Origin of the sequence: Campylobacter felis (assembly GCF_030250085.1) — a bacterium.
GTDB classification, from domain to species: domain Bacteria; phylum Campylobacterota; class Campylobacteria; order Campylobacterales; family Campylobacteraceae; genus Campylobacter_D; species Campylobacter_D upsaliensis.
In genome coordinates this window covers 164,080-184,485 of sequence record NZ_JANURX010000002.1, presented here as the reverse complement: position 1 = coordinate 184,485, position 20,406 = coordinate 164,080, and the positions used below count along the sequence as shown (strand labels likewise).

At 34.7% G+C, this 20,406-nt stretch carries 13 protein-coding genes and 2 rRNA genes; 5 read left to right on the top strand and 10 right to left on the bottom strand.

Annotated elements, in window-relative coordinates; translation table 11 throughout:
• Both NYG92_RS02210 and rrf read left to right on the top strand, forming a co-directional pair.
• Positions 1-318 (top strand): 23S ribosomal RNA (locus NYG92_RS02210); the annotation flags it as partial.
• Between the two features lie 366 nt (positions 319-684).
• Positions 685-801 (top strand): 5S ribosomal RNA (gene rrf, locus NYG92_RS02205).
• Between the two features lie 1,042 nt (positions 802-1,843).
• Here the strand turns inward: rrf and gyrB are convergent.
• From gyrB to dnaA, 3 genes are all read right to left on the bottom strand, one after another.
• Complete coding sequence (gene gyrB, locus NYG92_RS02200; RefSeq protein WP_289233406.1) at positions 1,844-4,156, bottom strand: DNA topoisomerase (ATP-hydrolyzing) subunit B; 2,313 nt, start codon at positions 4,154-4,156, stop codon at positions 1,844-1,846.
• Positions 4,157-4,165: 9 nt separating this feature from the next.
• On the bottom strand, positions 4,166-5,233 hold the full coding sequence (dnaN, locus tag NYG92_RS02195) for a DNA polymerase III subunit beta (protein WP_004278089.1): 1,068 nt from the start codon (positions 5,231-5,233) through the stop codon (positions 4,166-4,168).
• A 139-nt stretch (positions 5,234-5,372) separates the two neighbouring features.
• A complete protein-coding gene (dnaA, locus tag NYG92_RS02190) occupies positions 5,373-6,692 on the bottom strand; it encodes a chromosomal replication initiator protein DnaA (protein WP_289233405.1) in 1,320 nt (439 codons plus the stop codon).
• A 113-nt stretch (positions 6,693-6,805) separates the two neighbouring features.
• Here dnaA and ruvC point away from each other — a divergent pair, with 113 nt between their 5' ends.
• A complete protein-coding gene (ruvC, locus tag NYG92_RS02185; protein WP_082200712.1) occupies positions 6,806-7,282 on the top strand; it encodes a crossover junction endodeoxyribonuclease RuvC in 477 nt (158 codons plus the stop codon).
• A gap of 40 nt (positions 7,283-7,322) precedes the next feature.
• Here ruvC and NYG92_RS02180 read toward each other — a convergent pair whose 3' ends face one another.
• The 6 genes from NYG92_RS02180 to NYG92_RS02155 form a co-directional block, all read right to left on the bottom strand.
• Positions 7,323-8,912 (bottom strand): AlwI family type II restriction endonuclease, encoded by a 1,590-nt coding sequence (locus NYG92_RS02180; protein WP_289233404.1) that lies wholly within the window; start codon positions 8,910-8,912, stop codon positions 7,323-7,325.
• Complete coding sequence (locus NYG92_RS02175; protein ID WP_349252758.1) at positions 8,905-9,837, bottom strand: DNA adenine methylase; 933 nt, start codon at positions 9,835-9,837, stop codon at positions 8,905-8,907. The genes NYG92_RS02180 and NYG92_RS02175 overlap by 8 nt, the downstream gene beginning before the upstream one ends.
• Positions 9,834-10,889, bottom strand: coding sequence for a DNA adenine methylase (locus tag NYG92_RS02170; RefSeq protein ID WP_289233414.1), 1,056 nt, complete (start codon positions 10,887-10,889; stop codon positions 9,834-9,836). Before NYG92_RS02170 ends, NYG92_RS02175 begins: the two co-directional genes overlap by 4 nt.
• Positions 10,883-11,644, bottom strand: a complete 762-nt coding sequence (locus NYG92_RS02165) for a pseudouridine synthase (protein WP_289233403.1) — start codon at positions 11,642-11,644, stop codon at positions 10,883-10,885. The genes NYG92_RS02170 and NYG92_RS02165 overlap by 7 nt, the downstream gene beginning before the upstream one ends.
• Before the next feature lie 51 nt (positions 11,645-11,695).
• The gene (locus NYG92_RS02160; RefSeq protein WP_289233402.1) at positions 11,696-12,058 is read right to left on the bottom strand and encodes a hypothetical protein; all 363 of its coding nucleotides are present in this window, start codon (positions 12,056-12,058) and stop codon (positions 11,696-11,698) included.
• Between the two features lie 201 nt (positions 12,059-12,259).
• A complete protein-coding gene (locus NYG92_RS02155; RefSeq protein WP_289233401.1) occupies positions 12,260-13,696 on the bottom strand; it encodes a glutamate synthase subunit beta in 1,437 nt (478 codons plus the stop codon).
• Positions 13,697-13,793: 97 nt separating this feature from the next.
• On the opposite strand from NYG92_RS02155, the gene NYG92_RS02150 reads away from it, so the two are divergent.
• Together NYG92_RS02150 and NYG92_RS02145 are read left to right on the top strand one after the other, a co-directional pair.
• Positions 13,794-14,777 carry a hypothetical protein gene (locus NYG92_RS02150; protein WP_289233400.1) on the top strand — a complete coding sequence of 328 codons (984 nt, stop codon included), beginning with the start codon at positions 13,794-13,796 and terminating at the stop codon, positions 14,775-14,777.
• Complete coding sequence (locus tag NYG92_RS02145) at positions 14,774-15,736, top strand: DNA cytosine methyltransferase (protein ID WP_289233399.1); 963 nt, start codon at positions 14,774-14,776, stop codon at positions 15,734-15,736. Before NYG92_RS02150 ends, NYG92_RS02145 begins: the two co-directional genes overlap by 4 nt.
• Positions 15,737-15,746: 10 nt before the next feature.
• Here the strand turns inward: NYG92_RS02145 and gltB are convergent, their stop codons facing one another.
• Positions 15,747-20,240 carry a glutamate synthase large subunit gene (gene gltB / locus NYG92_RS02140; RefSeq protein WP_289233398.1) on the bottom strand — a complete coding sequence of 1,498 codons (4,494 nt, stop codon included), beginning with the start codon at positions 20,238-20,240 and terminating at the stop codon, positions 15,747-15,749.
• Positions 20,241-20,406: the final 166 nt, after the last annotated feature.

The following is a 20,406-nucleotide window of genomic DNA, read 5'->3' as shown; positions in this document are numbered from 1 at the left end:
GGTACGCGAGCTGGGTTCAGAACGTCGTGAGACAGTTCGGTCCCTATCTGCCGTGGGCGTAAGAAGATTGAAGAGATTTGACCCTAGTACGAGAGGACCGGGTTGAACAAACCACTGGTGTAGCTGTTGTTCTGCCAAGAGCATCGCAGCGTAGCTAAGTTTGGAAAGGATAAACGCTGAAAGCATCTAAGCGTGAAGCCAACTCTAAGATGAATCTTCTCTAAGCTCTCTAGAAGACGACTAGTTTGATAGGCTGGGTGTGTAATAGATGAAAGTCTTTTAGCTGACCAGTACTAATAGAGCGTTTGGCTTATCTTTAAAATTGACTTGTCTTTTTAACCGATACTTGCGAAAACTTCGCTCACATATTATGAGTGTGCTACGCTCAGTTTTAACTGTGTCTTGGTCAAAAATTCTAAGTTAATAGGGCATCACTTCCTTGTTAAGGTTTAAAAAGCCTTAAAAGGGTAAAAAGTTTTATTGAAGCTTGCTCTTAGCATTGTTTTTTAAGTGTTTATCGCTTTGAAATGATTCTTGTTTGAAATTCTAAATTGAGTTTTTGCTTGGGTAAAAAATAAGGATTAAAATTGTAGAAGCTTTATTGTAATCTAAGCTAGGCAAAGACAGAAAAAATGAAGTCAAAGCTAAATGAAACTTGAGGCTTATAAACATTTAAATAACAATGTCCGTGATTATACAGATGTGGAAACGCCTTGCTCCATCCCGAACCAAGAAGCTAAGCACATCGTGGGTGATGATACTACGCCTTACTGGCAGGGGGAAAGTAGCTCATTGCGGACTTGTTAATTCTTTTTTAGATACTTTCATAGCTCTTTTATATCCTAAGAAATGCCTTTTATAAACAAAGCCATAAAATACATAGCCTTTAAATATGGTGTCATAAGCATTTTTTTGAAACCATAAGTTTACTATAACGCCCTTAAAGCTCTATCAAAGAACCGCATTGAAGCTTTTAAAACCCCTTTTTACAGGCTATTAAAAGCCCGTTTAACTAAGCTCCACCGATAAATAAACGCTGTTATTTTAAGCATTTTTTGTTTAATGCTCCTTAATTAGTTTTAATGAATTTAGAAAACGCAAAATTAAATTTTTTAGTATAGATAAAATAATTTGCAAAATAAAACAACATTAAATGCCGTATAACTCATTTGTTAATTTTTCTAAGTATTGATTTTTAAACGATGAAAATTGATAAATTTGGGACTATTGCTATCTTGCATTTGACTACTTTGCATAATATAAATGAGCTATTGAAAAGCTATTTTTTAAGTCTATCATTTTTATCATAATGCCTCCTTGCTGTTGAATTCTTTATGAAAGCTTTAATAAGAACTTAGTTTTTATTGTTTTAAATTTTTTTCAAAATTCAGCAAAAATTCAAAAAAACTAAAATAAAGCGGATAAAATCTTACAGATAAAGCCCTAAATAAAAGCGATAAGCTAATCGATAGGGCTACGGATAAATTTTTAAACAAGCTTTTTAATTAAGATTGATTGAGACTGAAATCAAGATTTTATAAGCTTCATTTTTTAACAAGATAAAATGTGATATTATCATCTTTTGTAACATTTACTTCTTTATCAATGATGAGCGCAATTACCTTTTTCAAAGGCAATATGCGTAGAAGTTGGAATTTTGATGTGACGATGAGTTTAAAATGATATGTTATTCCAGAAAGGTATTTATAAGATTAAAAATTAAACCTGCATAATAAGAGTTTCCGTCTAAATCTAATCTTTGTGCATTAACCTTTTGCTCAGCATTTTCAAAGCCTGTATAAATTCCTAAAACTCCATAATCATTTGGAAGTTGTCAATAACTTCACACATCTAAATGCTTAACATCTTTTGCGTGGGCTTGGATATAATCACGCCTAGGCTCAACCTCATCACCCATAAAAAGATTAAAGGTATCATCAGCTCTTTTGGCATCTTCAATAGTGATTTTTAAAAGTCTTCTTATGCTAGGGTCCATAGTCGTTTCCCAAAGTTGTTCAGGGTTCATCTCACCTAAACCTTTATAACGCTGGATATAAGCACCTTTTTTAGCATTTTTTTCCACTTCATCTAAAATTTCTAAAATATCTCGTTCGAAATTTAAATCTCGCTCTTTAATCTTTCCAAAAATATAAGTCGCCTCCGTATATAAAGGATGCGAGAATAAATCATCATTTACGATAAGCTCCTCAAGTCCGCTTTCAGTTTGCACATAAATTCTAAGCTCGTTTTCGCTAAGGTAGGAATTTAAAATATTATGCCCTTGTTTTTCTAAAAAAGCTTTAATGATCTTAAAAAGCTCTTCATTAGAATTTTTGATTAAATCAGGATTTTCTATTAAATACCTTATCACCGAAATAACATTAAAACGCTTTTCTAAGTCTTTTAAAACTGAGCGATACGCGGCGACTATCTTTAAAAAGTCTTTTAAGTCGTTAAGTCCTATGCCTTCATAATTTGAATTTTCTATCCCTGTTTCAATTAAAAATTCATTTAAAGCCTTTTCATCTTTAAGATAAATTTCTCGTTTTTGACCTTTTTTATAACGATAAAGCGGAGGCTGGGCTAGGTAAATGTGTCCATTTGCGACAAGCTCGTTCATAAAGCGGAAGAAAAAAGTTAAAAGTAGGGTTTGTATGTGTGAGCCATCGACATCAGCATCTGTCATAATAATGATTTTATGGTAACGCAATTTTGTAAGGTCAAAGTCCTCGCCTATCCCGCAGCCAAAAGCGGTAATCATATTTTGAATTTGCTCACTTTTTAAAATTTTATCTAATCTTGCTTTTTCGACATTTAAAATTTTACCTCTTAAAGGTAAAATCGCTTGAAAAGCCCTTTCGCGTCCTTGTTTAGCAGAGCCTCCCGCACTATCGCCCTCGACTAAATAAATTTCACTCTCACTTGGGTCCTTGCTTTGACAATCGGCAAGTTTTCCAGGTAGTGTCCCTACGCTTAAGCTTTCTTTTTTACGCGTAAGTTCCCTTGCTTTTTTCGCAGCTTCTCTTCCTCTAGCTGCCATTAAGGCTTTATTCATAATTGCCTTAGCCTCGATAGGGTTTTCCTCAAAATATTTTGTGAGATAATCAAAACTAGCTTTATTAACAATAGGACGCACATAAGAAGAGCCTAATTTGCCTTTCGTTTGTCCTTCAAATTGAGGTTCAGGCACTTTCACGCTAACTATGGCGATAAGACCCTCACGGACATCTTCGCCTGTGATTTTATTATCCTTTTCTCTCGCACTTGCATTTGCCTCGACATAATTTGTAATTACACGCGTAAGCCCCATTCTAAAGCCTGTTTCGTGAGTGCCGCCGTCTGGAGTTTTGATATTATTGACAAAAGAGAGCAAATTTTCACTATAAGTATCATTATAAAGTAAGGCAATCTCAACATTAACATTATCTTCATCAACGCTAAAAAATATAGGCTTAGTTAGGGCTTGTTTTTTATTTAAATCGCTGACAAATTGTGAAATTCCGCCATCAAAGTGAAAACTTTCGCTTTTACCGACACGATTATCCTTAAAATTTATGGTAATTTTTGGATTAAGATAGGCTAATTCTCTAAAACGCTTGGCTAAAATTTCATAATCAAATTCCGTAAGTTCAAAAATCTCTTCATCAGGGAAAAATTCTATACTTGTTCCTGTTTTTTTACTCTCGCCTATAATGCCAAATTCACTAGCTATTTGCCCTTTAGCAAATTCTTGGCGATAAATTTTCCCCTCTCTTTGCACGGTGGCAACAAGCTTTTTAGATAAAGCATTAACAACTGAAACGCCCACGCCGTGAAGTCCGCCTGAGACCTTATAAGTATCTTGGTCGAATTTCCCTCCTGCGTGAAGCACGGTTAAAACAACAGTAAGTGTAGGCATATTTTCCGTTGGGTGCATACCCACAGGAATTCCACGACCATTATCACTGACTATACAACTACCCTCAGTCGTAAGCTCTATATCTATGGTATCGCAATATCCAGCCATAGCTTCATCGATAGAATTATCTACAACTTCATAAATCATATGATGAAGTCCATTGATATTAGTATCACCTATATACATACCCGGGCGTTTTCTAACCGCTTCTAAGCCTTTTAAAACCTTAATATTACTTTCGCCGTAGTTTTTTTGCATAATATTCCTTTAAATTATCATAGGCATAATAACAACTTCAAGCTCATTTGAACTCACTACAAAAGCTAAATTTGGCTCATTGATTTTAATTTTAAATTCGTTTTCTTCTATGGAATTTAAAAAATCGAGCAAATATTTGATTTTAATAGTAAGAGAAAAATCATTTTCAACTCCAAGCTCTTTTTCAAGCTCGGTTTTTGCTTCCATATTATCAAGGCTAATGCCCTCAAAGATAATTTTATTTTTAGTGAAGTGAAGTTTCATACTTTCGGTTACTACGCTAATTTTTTTAAGTGCATCAATGAAATCTTCCGTTTGAAGTGTGAATTCTTGCTTAAATTGTTGAGGGATAACTTTTTCATAATCTGGGAATTTGTCATTAATGAGCTTAGTGAAAAATTCAAAATTCTCATTTTTAGCGATAAGCATATTTTCATCATAATAGATTTCAATTTTTTCATAAAAAAGTTTTTGCATTTCCATAATGGCTTTTTTAGGGATGCTGATGTGAAATTCATTGTCATTTGTTTTATTTAATGTATAAATGGCAAGGCGTTTTGAGTCAGAGCTGACAAAATTGATCTTATTTTCTTTAATGTCTAAATAAGCTCCATTTAAAGAATATTTTGGATTATTTGTATCGATACTTGGAAGAACTTTTTTTAAAGAACGACTTAAATCACTAGAATCAATATCAAATTTATTTTTATTTTCTATACTTGGAAAAGCTGGAAAATCCTCATAATTAAACATAGGAAGTTTGTATTTTGTATTTTTTTGTCTTATAAAAAGAAAATTGTCAATCGTTTCAAGAATGATTTCTTCATTATTTAAATTTTTGATGACATCAGCGATACTTTTAGCATTTGCTGTGGCAAAGCCCGGATTTTCAATGCGAATTTTTTTGATTTTGTAATTAATGCCTATTTCATAATCACTTGCTTTTATGATAAGTTTGTCTTCATTTGCTTCGAATAAAAGATGAGAAGTAACTGTGCTTAAGTCTTTTTTATCAACATAAGCGTTGCATAAAAGTATGGCAGCTTCTAGGGTGTTTTTGTTGATGTTGATTTTCATCAGTTTTCCTTTCTGTAATTATTTTAAATTTTCATCATAATAATAAGTATGTTGAAAATGTGAAAAGTTCTTTTAAAAATGTATTTTATCATAGTTTTATTACATTTTAAATTTTTATAGTTTTTCACATTTTTTCACATTAACTTTGACTTTTGATTAAAATTTTATTCTTTAATTCTTCGATTTTGTTTTTTAAATGATGATTTTCTTCGATCATTTCATTAATTTTTTTAATATTATGTGAAATGGCTGTGTGATCTTTCATCTCAAAATACACGGCAAGTTGTGGCATAGAGAGGCTTGTAAGCTCCCTTGCTAAGAAGATGATAATGCGTCTTGCAAGAACGATATTTTGCGACCTTTTTGTTGATTTTATATCGTTTGTTTTGAGGTTGAATTCCTTGCTAACAATGCTTAAAATGTCTTCTATGGTGATATTTTCTTTTTTTTCTTTAATGTGGTCTTTCATCATTTCTTTGGCGAATTCTAGGCTTATTTCTTGATTGATAAGTCTAGAATAAGCATTTAAATTTGTTATCATACCCTCTATTTCACGGATATTATCCCCCATAGCTGTGGCGAGATAGCTGATGATTTCATTATTTAAATTGACTTCGTTAAATTCACATTTTTTACGGATAATGGCGATTTTAGTTTCAAGCTGAGGCGGGGTAATATCAGCAATAATGCCATTAGCAAAACGCGATTTTAGCCTGTCTGTAATGCCTTTTAGCATATTAGGAGGGTTATCAGAAGTCATTATGATTTGTCCTGATTTATCACGAATTTCATTAAAAATGAAGAAAAATTTTTCTTGTATTTTGTCCGTTTTACCTAAAAATTGCACATCATCTATGAGTAAAACATCACAATTTTGATATTTTTCTTGAAATTTATCCATTGTTTTGTTGATAATGTGAGAATTAAAATCGTTAATAAAATTTTCACTTGTCGCATAAATAACTCTTTTTCCCATTTCTAGGCACACATTTCCTACAGCTTGAAGTAAGTGCGTTTTACCAAGTCCTGTGGGACCATAGATGAAGATGGGATTATAAAGCTTTCCAAGTTTATCTTTTTGGCTAACAGCCTTACAAGTGGCATAAGCATATTCATTAGAGCCACCTACGACAAAGCTTTCAAAGGTAAAAGAGGGGTTTAAAATCGTGCTTTGCATTTTAATTTGAGCGATGTCTATTTTGGTGGAATTTTTGCTTTTATGCGTTTGACTTTGGATTAAAATTTTAGCTTTGTTGCCGCTCATAGTTTCGTAAGTAAGGGCAATTCCTTCGGCATATTTTGTTTGGATAAATTTGGCTAGGAATTCGTTTGGAGCATTGAAAACTAATATATCTGCTTTGCTTTGTTTTTCGTTAAATTTTAAAAGAGAGATGTAATTTTTATACTCTTCTTCTCTTAATTTTTTTTTAAAGGCATCTAGAATTTCACTTGCGTCCATTTTCCTACTTTTTAGTCATTTAAGGGCGTAATTTTAGCTTAAAATTTATAAAAAAAGGTTAAAATTCACATCTTGTGAAAAGTTTTTTTCACATTGTGAATAAAGGTAGAAATGTGAAAATTTTAGGGATAGACCCAGGAAGCCGTTTTTGTGGCTATGCCATACTTGAAGCAACTAAGAGCAAAAATTCTCTTATTGAGGCGGGACTTATTAAAATCAAGCCTAGCACCTTGCAGTATCAAATCACAGAGCTTTGCGAGGGGCTTGATTTGATTTTTAAAGCACATTATTTTGATGAGGTTGCGATAGAGGATATATTTTTTGCTTATAATCCACAAAGCGTTTTAAAACTCGCACAATTTCGCGGAGCTTTGAGCCTTAAAATCCTCCAGCTTCACGGCGAATTCGCAGAATACACCCCCCTACAAATCAAAAAAACCATCACAGGAAAAGCAAAGGCAAGTAAAGAACAAGTCGCTTTTATGGTAAAAAGACTGCTTGGAATTTCAAAGGACATCAAGCCTTTAGACATCACGGACGCTATAGCCATAGCCCTTACTCACGCAGCGAATTTAAGGATAAGGGTTTAAATTTTTAATCATTGCTTTAATCTGGGTTTGATACCACTTGCTACCCCAAGTTTCGTTGTATGCAAAGATTTTTGATAGCTTGATTTTGCGTATGAGAGATTTTAATATTTTGGATAAACTCTAAAATATCCATATTTTTAATTTCTAAACCCTCATCAAATTTGATGAATTTTACATATCTTTTAGAATCTTCATAAATCTTTGGAGCGATAAAAATGGCAAAATAGCAAAGCTTAGTAGGGGAATCTTTCAATGATTCTATCATTTCTTTTAAATGTCTTGTGATAGGCAAAAGTTCATTATTTACCTGCCCCCTGCCACAAATCAAACTCACTTCAATAATGCTTTTGCTTTCTTTATCCTTGCAAATAATATCAGGCTTATTTCCACCTGCAAAGCACTTTGGCAACCCTTCATCATCAATGCTATAATTTGGCATAACCTCTAAGTCCCCAAAATGTTGCCTTAAGGCAATGGCGGTTAGAAATTCAAATCTTACAGGCTCTGGGATAAATCTTAGAATCTCATCTTTGCTTGTCTTATTTTTGCTAGTTAAAACGCTTAATTCGTGGTAAATTTGCTCTTTGCTATATTGGGCGGCAAAAGATTGAAGTGTTTTTTGCTTTAAGTCATCTTTGTTTGTATAGTTTTGTTCTTTTATCTCCAAAATGTGAGAATCTATCTCGCCCATATATGCAAAATAAGCCTTTTTGTCATCAAATTTTTTATAATGTGAATAATGCTCTAACACATAATCAATCTTTGATATTTCAAAAGTGTTAAAGTCTATAAACCTACCATTTCCACGCAGTGAAATAATCCCTGTAATTCTCATCTTTCTAATATATTCATCTATGGATTCGTTGCAAACTTGTGAAAATTTAAAGCGTTTTGTATTTGTAGTTTCTAAAAGCTTTAAGCATTTTTCATAAATAAGCTCTTTACTATAAGCAAAGCTAGGATAAGCTTTTCTAAACTCTAAAATATAATGCGTAAGGGCTGCATAATCATCATCTCTCCAGCATAATAAAAAAGGTATTTCTAAAATAGAAAGTTTAGAATCTTGCGTTTTTTCTTGTAATTTTCTTAAAACATTCAGCAATAAAATCAAAGGTGCGTTTGTGTTGATAACATTTCTAAAAGGATTATTGCGTTGATATTTCATCAAACAATTTAAAAAGATATTAGCAATTTTTGCTTCATTGCTTGGGATTTCATTGACTGCGTCTATGAGTAAATGCCCTGTGTGTGAGATAATAAGGGGTTTGCCCATCTCATAAAAGCAAAAGCCAAATTCCATTGATAGCTTATAAAAAGTATCAAAACGAGAATCCCATCCCCTATCAAATCCTTTTTCTTTATGCTCTTGTGGTGAATTTTCTATGATTTCTTGTATTTGCGTATCATTAAAAACTTCATCGGATTCTAAAATCTCTTTAAAATGCTTACTTGCATAGGTTGGCGTGTAAATTTTATGCTTGATTAAATAAAAAATTATTTGCATTATAATTTCGTGCGTTAAAGTATGATTTTCAAAAGGTAGCAAGGCTTTTAAAAAGTCAGCGATTCTTTGGGGATTTCGCATTGTCGTGCTAAAGGATAGGATTTTATATTTTTCATTTTTATACATTGCTTACATAAACCTCTAAGGAATCTTTTTTAATGCTATTGTCATTAAAACTTATATAATTGCTTTGAATTGTATAGGTAGGGTATTTTTTGGTGAAGTTTTTTAAAAGCGTGTTTGTTTTGCCTTTATGTGTTAAAAGATTGCTAAGTCCCCACGCAATGCCTTTAGAATCCAACTTTTCTAAAAGCTCATAAAGCCTAAATTCTAGCTCTTCGTTCCATAGTTTATTATATTCACTTCCGCTAATAAGATAAGGTGGGTCAAGGTAGATAAAATCGCCCTTTTTTAAAGAGATAGAGTTAAGAAAATCCCTAAAATCCGTATTAAAAAACTCAACATCTTTATCTTGGATAAAATGAAAATAATCCATCAAAGCTTTTAAAACATTATGATTAAAATCCACATTACCAACAGGCAAATTAAACTCGCCCCTAGCATTAAATCTAAGCATACGATTAAAACCATAAATAAGCAACATATAAAGTCTTAGCATATCCTTTTTATTTGCGTTAAACTCATTGCGTAGCTTCACATAAGATTCTTTATTAAATTTAGCAAAATAGGTTTTTTTATAGTTTTGTCTTAAATCTTTTGGTGGGATAATGTTTTTAAGTGAGCAAGAAAGATTATAAGATTCTATCAAACTAAAAAGTTGCGTGAAAAAAGTGGGATTTTGTGCATTATTTTGTAAAAATTGATGCAGGGCAATAACATAGAAATCTATATCATTCAGTCTATAATTTTGTGCCTTTGTATTAAGAAATGAGCTTCCACCGCCAACAAAGGGTTCAACATAGGTTTGTATTTTGCTTGGAAATAATCTCCTAATCTGTGGCATTAGTTTATATTTATCGCCTACATAAAAAAATGGAGAGCGGATAATATCAGCCCCATCATTTTGCAAAAAACTTGTTTGCATTGTCATTTGACTTCACCTATAAAAATAATTTCTTTATGCTCTTTTAAATCTGTCTTTCCACTGCTAAAAGCCTTAAAATCACACTCATAAAGTTTTACCCTGCTAACAGATTCAAGGATTGTTTGAATTTCTTGCAATTTTATCTTATTTCTACTTGAATTTGATTTAGAAGTATAAGTATTATTATAAGTAACCACTAAAGTTTTACATATCTTTGCTAAAGATTCTATCAAGTCTTTAAAGATTTCTCTAGCCTCCACCTTGCAATATTTGCTTAGATTGGTAGACTTTGGTTTTAGGGCTACGCCATATAACTCTGGCTTTTTGTTTAATGCTAGATTTTCAAGCAAATGATAGAATCTGCTATATTGCCTAGAATTATAAGGTGGGTCTATAAAGGCTATGTCAATTTGCCTTTTTTGCTTTGCTAGATTTTGTGCTAAAACATTAGAATCTTCCTTATAAATCTCAATGCTTTTTTCAAGCTTTAAAGGGCTTATTAGCTCATAACTAAATCTATCTTGTAAGATAACATTTTTGCGGTAAGCATCATAATGCCCCACCGTGTTTGCCACCCTATCCACACTATAAAGCAAAGAGCTTAAAAGGATAAAAAACTCTTTTTTACTGATAGCTTTTTGGTCTAAAAGATAATCTAGCCTATCACGCACATAGCCTATTATTTTGCTATCATTTTTACTGAAAAACTTATCGCCAAAATGCTTTGAATAATAATTTTCTTTTATATCTTTAGGCTTTAGCTTTGCAAATTCTTTTTTAAAAGATTCTAGCTTTTCTAAATCAAACAAATCTTGTGTAAAAAAGCCTTGATAAATGATGAAATTTGAGTGTAAAAAATCATTGATGATAATACTATTAAACTCTTTCTTTTTAGCAAAATACTCACTCACAACCCCTGTGCCACTAAACACATCAAAAAAGCTAAGATTTTTCCTTTCTCTATAATCAAAGCTTTTTAAAATGCTTGTATCAATAGAATCTAAAAGCTTTGTTTTAGCTCCTGTATAGCGGCGATTTGAGAGAGAAAACATTAATATCTTATCCCATTTATTTTTAAAAAATCGCGTAATTTTTCATACTCGCCCCTTTCTAAAAAGCGGTATTTCCCCACTTTTAGCATACCAAGCTCGACTATACCAAAAGCCACTCTTTTTAAGTCCATTACCTCTAAATCAAAATAACCAAAAAAGCGTCTAAGTTCCCTATTTTGTCCTTCATTGATCACGACTCTAAGTTTGGTATAACCGCCGCTTGAGCCAAAAATTTCAAAGTCTAAAAAGGGTGCAAATTTCATAGAGGTGATTTTTGTTTTTGCGTGAGCACCCTTTGTGGAGTTTTGAATTTCAAGCCCATTTTGCATCGCTTCTATGACTTTTTTTGAAATTTGCCCTTTGATTTTTAAATAATACTCCCTCTCCAAATCACTATGCATTAAAGCGTCAGCTATAACGGGGCTATCTGTGAGTAAAAGTAAGCCCTCACTCGCATAATCAAGCCTCCCCACACTAAGCCAAGTGGAGAAAGTTTTGGGTAAATTATCATAAATGACTTTTCTACCTCTATCATCTTTACGACTGACAATTTCGCCTTTTTGTTTGTGGTAGATGATGATGCTAAATTGCGTTTTTTTGTGAATTCTTTTATTTTTGAGGAAAATTTTATCGTCGTCTTTGACCTCGTCATTTAGCTGGGCGATTTTTTGATTGATTTTAACTAAGCCTTGCTTGATAAGCTCATCGGCTTCGCGGCGTGAATATGTGGTATTGTGAGATAGGAATTTGTTAATCCTCATTATAATGCCTTTTTAAAGGGCATTATAATGAATTTTGATTAAGAAAGTGTTTTAGTAGGCTTTTTTCTTACACTCTATGTCGATTTTTTTCACTGTTACCATTTGCACTTCTTGTGTATCTTGAACCTTTGGTTGCATTGGTGTGTTGGCTTGGAAAATTTCAGCCTCTAAAAAAGTGCCGACTTTTAAATCTTTAAAAGTGCCTTGCTTATCCATCCATAAAAATCCACACTCGTCCATATCAATTTGTGTATTTGGCAGAATTTTCATATTAAGCCTTTGTCCGTAAGTCGTCTCTACAAGTATGGTTTTTGAGGCGTCATTAATGTCGATAATCGTCCCATAAATATCCTCCGCATTTGCCACGCTAAATCCCAAGCACAAAGTCGCTAAAACCGCTAATGTTTTTTTCATCTTTTCTCCTTTAATTCTTTACAAAAATTATAAAATAATTAAGTGAAGTAAAAGTGAATTTAAAAGCATTGATTAATATTTTTAGAATAACACAAATAAAATTGTCAAATTTAAGCTAAAAATAGAATAAGGCAAAATTGAGAACAAAAAGCAAATTAAATTGCGAAAATCGTTCTCTTTGAATTTTGATAGATTGGCAAATTATTCTTTACTAAGTTTTTTATGCACATTTAAAGCACACAAAAGCCCGTCTTTAATAGCCCATACGACAAGGCTTTGCCCCGTTCTTGCGTCTCCACAGGAGAAAATTTTTTCGTGTGAGCTTTGATAATTTGTCGTTGCGATATTATTTTTTGTATCAAATTTCACTCCAAAATTCACGCTTATAGCCTTTTCGCTTCCACTAAAACCCATAGCCAAAAGCACTAAATCCGCCTTATAAAGCTTTTCACTGCCCTTAATTTCAACATTTTTGCCATTTTCACGCTTTAAATCACTCGCCAAAACGCCCTCAAGCTTATCCTTACCTATAAATTCTTTAGTAAGCTTTTGATACTCTCTTACATCTTTTTGATATACTGCCTTAGCCTCTTCCAAGCCATAATCTGTGGTAAAAATATCCGCCTTTAGAGGCCAAGGATTATCTTTGCTTCTTAGCTCACTTTTTTTAGGACTTCGCTCAAAACGCGTAATGCTTTTAGCTCCTTGTCTTAACGCCACTGCGATGCAATCAACGCTCGTATCACCACTTCCTATCACAAGCACATTTTTGCCCTTAGCCGTTGTGGCAGGCTTTGAGTTTTTAAGCAAAGATTTAGTATTTTCACTTAAAAAATCCATAGCAAATTTTACGCCGTTTAAGTCCTTACCCTTGATATTTAGGGCGTTTGGCTCACTTGCTCCTGTGCAAAGAATAAGTGCGTCAAATTCTTTTAAAAGCTTATTTGCCTTTTCTTTGCTATTGATATTTTGATTAAGTTTAAATTCCACTCCACTTTTTTCTAATAGGGTTATGCGTCTTTGCACCACGCTTTTTTCTAGCTTCATATCGGGTATGCCATACATCAAAAGCCCTCCAGCTTTATCACTTCTTTCATACACGCTTACCTTATAACCTAACAAATTTAAAGAATACGCACAGGCAAGCCCCGCAGGTCCGCTACCTATGATGGCTATTTTTTTGCCATTATATTTTTGAGGCTTTTGAGGCGTGATGAAGCCTTCTTTAAAGGCGTTTTCTGCGAGGGCTAATTCATTATCCTTTATGCTCACACTTTCGCCATTAATCGCACACACGCAAGAATCCTCACAAGGTGCAGGACACACACGCCCTGTAAATTCGGGGAAAGGATTTGTTAATTCTAAACGCTTAAAGGCTTCTTCCCATAAAGAGCGGTAAAGCAAGTCGTTCCACTCAGGTATTAGATTATTAAGCGGACAGCCTATGTCTTTGCCCTCGCTCATTTTACCTGTATGACAAAATGCCACCCCACAATCCATACAACGCCCCGCTTGAATTTCACGCTCTTTTTTGTCTAAAGGCTTGACGAATTCTTTGAAATTCTTAATCCGCTCACTAGGGGCTATTTTTTGATTATTTGCTTTTTTAAAATCTAAAAATCCTCTCACATTTCCCATTTTTACTCCTTTATTTTTTGATTATACTCTAAATTTTTAAAATGTAGAGTGTTAAATTTAGCCTTTCTTGCTAGAATTCATTTTGTAAAGGTTAGAGATGTTAAAAAGTTTGCATACTATAAAGCTCATCGGTGCTTATTTAAGAGAAAAAGGCGTTTTAAAGCAAGAGATTATTAGCATTGAGGATATTTATCAATTTTTTATTTATTTAAAGCAAAATCCAAATAGCTTTTATACACTCTACATTTATAATTATTTATTTCACTTCATTAGTAGTGATGAGGTGGCGAAGAGAAAGACGAGTGCTAGAGTTTTTGAGGATTTACTCGCTAATATTTTTGATGCAGAGGTTGCGGATAATCAAAAGCGTTCAAATTTGGAATTTTGCGTTGGGGATTATTTTATCAATGTGAAAGATAAAATCGCAAGTAATCGCCGTGAAAAAGTGGACATCATTTTTGCTAATCATTATGCCTTTAGTGTCAAAACCTTAATTGCTAAAAATACTGAAATTAATATGGGAAGTTTTGAAAAACGCGTTTTATTTGATGGTTTAAGAGTGGATAATTATCTAAGCGAAAGAAAGTCAAGTGAGGGAGCAGGTGTAGGAAGTAAGCCGCAATTTTTAAAGCTTTTAAAGCTTATAGAAACGCTTTCAAGTTACGAAAAATTTGAAGAAAAATTTAATAAAATGGCGGAATTTATTTATGATAACGACTTGCTTTTGGCTATTAAAAATAATGAAAAAATGGAGCTTTATTTTTTTGCAGGAAGTGAAATTGTCGCACTTTTTAAGGCAAAGAGCAAGGATAAAGAAAATTTTTTAAGCATTGTAAATCGTTATGAGGGGAATTCTTTAAGGATAGATAGAAACGCTTTAATAAAGGCTTGCAAAAGAAGTGTCCTGCTTGATTTTTCTCATCTTAATCACTCTGTAATGAATTTAATTAATCAATTTGACTACAAACTTCATAAAAGTTATGTGGAGTATTTTAAAGACAAAAATTCTAAAAATGAGCTTTTTGAGGACTTGGAGGCACTTTTTGACTATTTTGACACGCATTTTAAGGAGCTTAATTGAAACCTAGTGTGATAAGTTTATTTAGTGGTTGTGGTGGGCTTGATTTGGGTTTTATTAAGGCGGGATTTGAGGTCGTTTTTGCAAATGACATTGATAAAGAGGCATGCGAAAGCTATGAGAAAAATATAGGCAAACACATACTTTGCAAGGACATTTATACCCTAGATGTGGAAGAAATTCCAAACGCAGATATTTTAATCGGCGGATTTCCTTGCCTTGGCTTTACCATAGCAAATGGTAAAAATCGCGATTTAAATTCGCATTATAATAGCCTTTATTTAGAATATGCTAGAGTTTTAAAAGCCAAGCAGCCTAAGTATTTTTTGGTAGAAAATGTTGCGGGGATTCAAAGTGGTAAGGCTTTTAGGGAGCATTTTTTCACGCAAATTTTACCAACTTTTGAGCGTTGTGGCTACGAATTAAAACACAGCATTTTAAATGCAAGCGATTATCAAGTTCCGCAAAATAGAAAGAGAGTGATTATCATAGGGCGTAGAAAGGACATTAAGGAAGAAATTGACTTTCCTAAGCCTTTAAATTTAAAAGCCAAAACACTTTTTGAGGCTATAGGAGACTTGCCAAAAGATTATGATGAAAATATAAGCAATCACACGGGAAGCACACATAAAATTCGCATTAATGGCTATATAGGCAATAGAGCGTTATCTTGGGATAAGCAAGCTCCTACTATTACAGGTAGAGGAAGTAGAGGAGGAGGAGCGGTAATACACCCTCACCCCAATTTACAAAGAAGACTGAGTGTAAGAGAGTGTGCGAGAATTCAAAGCTTCCCAGACGATTTTATCTTTTATGGAAGTAAGGGTGCAGCCTACGCACAAATAGGCAATGCCGTCCCACCCTTAATGAGCTTTCACATCGCGAATGAATTTAGAAAAGCATTTGACTTAAAGCCTAAGAAATTCACAGCAAAAGAGTGGAATTTACCCTATATCACTTAAAGAGGGTTAATTAGCCCCTCATCTCCTGCATAACCCTCTCAAAAGCCTTTAATTCCTGCTCTTTATCGCCCTTAAAGCTTTCTAAATGCTTGAGCATTTTCTCATAATCTCTTGGCATAATTTTAAAAAAATCTTTTTTATCAAATTGATCTAAAATTCCCCTAGCCTTTTTAGAATTTGTGTAATTAATGTGCCTTTGTATCGTTGCTTTAAGCTCTTTTTCATCTTTTGCATTAAGCTCTTTGATATCGACTAGCTCTTTATTCACATTTGCTTCGTTATGTCGTCCTAGGATATAGGCTACGCCCCCACTCATCCCCGCAGCAAAATTTGCCCCCACATCGCCAAGCACTACCACACAACCCCCTGTCATATACTCACAGCCGTGAATTCCCGTGCCTAAAACCACAGCTTTAGCGCCAGAATTTCTTACGCAAAAACGCTCCCCCGCTATGCCGTCTAAATACACTTCCCCCTCCGTCGCACCATAAAGACAGGCATTTCCTGCTATGATGTTTTCCTCAGGGCTAAAACTAGCCTCACTTGAAGTTTTAGCGATGATTTTACCCCCACTCAAACCCTTGCCCAAGTAGTCATTGCTATCGCCGATGATTTCTAGCTTTATGCCCTTAAGCAAAAATGCCCCGAAGCTATTGCCTGCATTTCCTATTGCTGTGATTTGTATGCTGTCTTCTTTTAAAGCTTCTTTGCCATAGCTTTTTAAAAGCTCACTTGAGAGCATAGTGGCAAAAGTTCGGCTTTGATTTCCTACTTCAAGGCTAAGTTTTATAGGCTTGTTTTTTGCCACCGCATCTTTGCAAAGCGGAAGTAAAATTCTATAATCAATCGTCTTTTCAAGCTTACTATCTTTATGTTCTTTGAAATGCACGGCGGTTTTATTATAGGTTGGCAGGGCTTTTAGGATATTATCTAAGTTAAGTTTATTTGCCTTGCCGCTCACTTCTTTTTGGCGGAGTTTATCCACGCGTCCTATCATCTCATCAAGGCTTTTAAAGCCCAGCCTTGCCATATATTCTCTTAATTCTTGTGCGACAAAATGCATAAAATTGACCACTTCTTCAACCTTACCATTAAAACGCTTTCTAAGTTCCACATCTTGCGTTGCTATGCCAAAAGGGCAGGTATTAAGATGACAAACACGCATCATTGTGCAGCCCATTACGATTAAAGGTGCAGTGGCAAAGCCAAATTCCTCTGCCCCCAAAAGTGCAGCTATGGCTAAATCACGCCCATTCATTAGCTTCCCATCCGTTTCAAGTTTTACCCTGTCTCTTAAGCCGTTGAGGATTAAGGTTTGATGTGTCTCAGCAAGTCCCATTTCCCAAGGAATTCCCGCGTGAGGTATGGAGGTGCGGGGACTTGCTCCCGTGCCGCCGTCATAGCCTGAAATGAGGATTAAGTTCGCCCCTGCCTTAGCTACGCCAGCAGCCACCGTGCCTATGCCATTTTCACTCACAAGCTTGACTGAAATTTTTGCATCTTTGTTGGCATTTTTTAAATCATAAATGAGCTGGGCTAAATCCTCGATAGAATAAATATCGTGATGCGGTGGGGGAGATATGAGGGTAACACCCGGCGTTGAGTGTCTAGCCTTAGCTATCCAAGGATAGACCTTAAAGCCCATTAGCTGTCCGCCCTCGCCCGGTTTTGCACCTTGTGCGACCTTGATTTGAATTTCTTTTGCGTGGTTGAGGTAGTTTAAATCCACACCAAAACGCCCACTTGCTACTTGCTTGATAGCGGAATTTTTGCTTAAATTTTCTTTTTCATAGCGGCTTTCATCTTCTCCGCCCTCGCCCGAATTTGACTTTGCGCCTATTTGATTCATCGCCTGGGCTAAACACTCGTGTGCTTCTTTTGAGATGGAGCCGTAGCTCATAGCACCCGTGCGAAAGCGCTTAACTATGCTTTCTACGCTTTCAACCTCATCAATGCTAATCGCCTCACTAAAATCAAATTCCATTAAGGAGCGTAGATGAATTTGCTTTTGATTGAGAATAGTGGAGTATTTTTTAAAGCTTTCATAGTCTTTATTTTTACACGCTTCTCTTAGATGAAAAATAGCCAAAGGGTCGATTAAATGCTCTTCTTTTTCGCTTCTAAAGCCGTGAATTCCAAGTGAGTCTAAAGCCTTGCTTGTATCTTTAAAGGCTTTGGCGTGAAGCTTTAGCGTTTCTTTTTCTATGTCGCTTAAATCTATGCCTTCTATGCGTGAGGTCGTGGAGCTAAAGTATTTTTCCACCACTGATGAGCTTATGCCAAGGCACTCAAAAAGAGCGGAGCCATTATAGCTTTGTAGGGTCGAAACACCCATTTTAGAAGCGATTTTAACTATACCTGCCGAACTAGCCTTGATGAAATTTTGCACAGCTTTTTCATAAGAAAGCCCTAGTTCTTTTTTTTCTATCAAGTCCTTAATGCTTTCATAAACTAAGTAAGGATTAATCACCGTAGCCCCATACCCTAAAAGACAAGCAAAATGATGAATTTCTCTAGGCTCACCACTTTCTAGCACTATACTAGCATGGGTTCTTAAGCTCTTTCTTACAAGGTAATTATGTAGCCCTGAAACGGCAAGTAAGGACGGGATATAAGCCATTTTCTCACTCACACTCCTATCGCTTAAAATCACCACACAAACGCCTTTTTTAATCTCTGCTTCAACTTTTATAAAAAGCTCTTCTAAAGCCTCTTCAAGACTTTTTTTCTTAAAGTCATAAGCAATAGAAAATTCCTTTACTTTGAAATTTTTTAAATTTTTAATTTTAAAAAGCTCTTCGTTGCTAATGATAGGCAATTGGATTTTTACTCTGTTAGCGTTGGTTTCGTTTGGTTTTAAAAGATTTCCCTCGCGACCTAGATAAATTCTTGTTGAAGTAACTATCTCTTCACGCAGAGCGTCAAGGGGAGGGTTAGTTACTTGTGCAAAAAGTTGTTTAAAATAATTAAATAAAGGCTGATACTGCTTTGAGAGCACCGCTAAAGGCGTATCCACGCCCATAGCTGCTAAGGCTTCTTTACCCGAATTTGCCATAGCTAAGACGCTTAATTTTAGCTCATCATAACTCCAGCCAAAAGCCTTTTGCAAACTTAAAATTTCATCTTGTTTTAAAAAATGATGCTTGTAGTTTTGATCTTCTTGATTTTCAAGGCGGATTAAATTCTCAAGCCATTTTTTATAGGGCTTGGCATTTGCGTATTGTTCTTTAATCTCATTATCAGCGATGACTCTACCTCTTGCTGTATCTACAAGCAGAAGTTTGCCCGGCTCCAAACGCTTCTTAGCCTTGATATTTTTTTCATCGATTTTTAACGCTCCCGTTTCGCTTGAAAGGATTAAAAAATCATCTTTGGTAAGATAATATCTTGACGGACGAAAGCCGTTTCTATCTAAACTCGCTCCCATAATCACCCCGTCTGTGAAAACAATAGCCGCAGGTCCGTCCCAAGGCTCCATTAAAACAGAGTGATACTCATAAAATGCCCTTTTTGCACTAGGCATATTTTCATTTCTATGCCAAGGCTCAGGCACCATCATCATAAAAGCTTCTTCTAAAGAGCGTCCGTTTAAGGCAAGGAATTCTAAGGTATTATCAAACATTGCCGAGTCGCTACTAGGCTTAGCAATGATGGGAAAAAGCTCTTCTAAATTTTCAAAATAATCGCTTTGCATCAAGCCCTCTCTAGCCTTAATGCTATGCACATTGCCGTTAATGGTATTAATTTCTCCATTATGCACCATATAGCGATTGGGATGCGCTCTCTCCCAGCTTGGAAAAGTATTAGTAGAAAATCTTGAATGCACTAAGGCTATAGCAGATTTCATATTGACATCTTTAAAGTCTAGGTAAAAATCACTTAGTTGTGTTGAAAGTAGCATTCCCTTATAAACTATGGTGCGTGAAGAAAAGCTTGAAAAATAGAATTTCGGCACATTAAAAGCCCTTTTTTCAATCAAACGCCTTGCCGTATAGAGCAAACGCTCAAATTCAAGCCCAGCCGCCACTTTCGCAGGTCTTTTCACAAAGGCTTGTAAAAAATAAGGCATAGCCTTAAGCGCGCTTTCTCCTAAATCGCTAGGATTAAAAGGCACCGCCCTAAAGCCTAGAAATTCCAAATTTTTCTCCTTAAGTCCCTCTAAGAAAAGTTTTTTAGCCTCCTCTTTAGCGTCTAAATTTGGAGATAAAAACATTTGAGCCACAGCATAATCGCCCTTTTTTGGTAATTCAAAGCCTAAATCTTGCGTTTTGAAAAAATCGTGCGGAATTTGTATAAGTATGCCAGCACCATCGCCTGAATTTTCTTCAGCTCCAGCCCCTCCTCTATGCTCTAAATTCATCAAAATTTCCAAAGCATCGCAAATGACCTTATAAGAGGCGATCCCGCGTATATTTGTCACAGCAGCGATTCCGCAAGCATCGTGTTCATTTTTAGGGTCGTAAAGTCCCAAATTTTGGTTATTTTCTAGGGGATTTAAGTGCATTTTGCCTCCTTTAAATTTGTCATTTTTTCGATTATAGCATACTTGCACTCTTATTTTGATAGAAATTTATTCTTAAATAAGATGATGATTTTAAAGCTTATTGGTTTTTAATTTTTTCTTAATGCTTTTTTTATTAATACCCATTTTCTTGTAAAACATATCAACC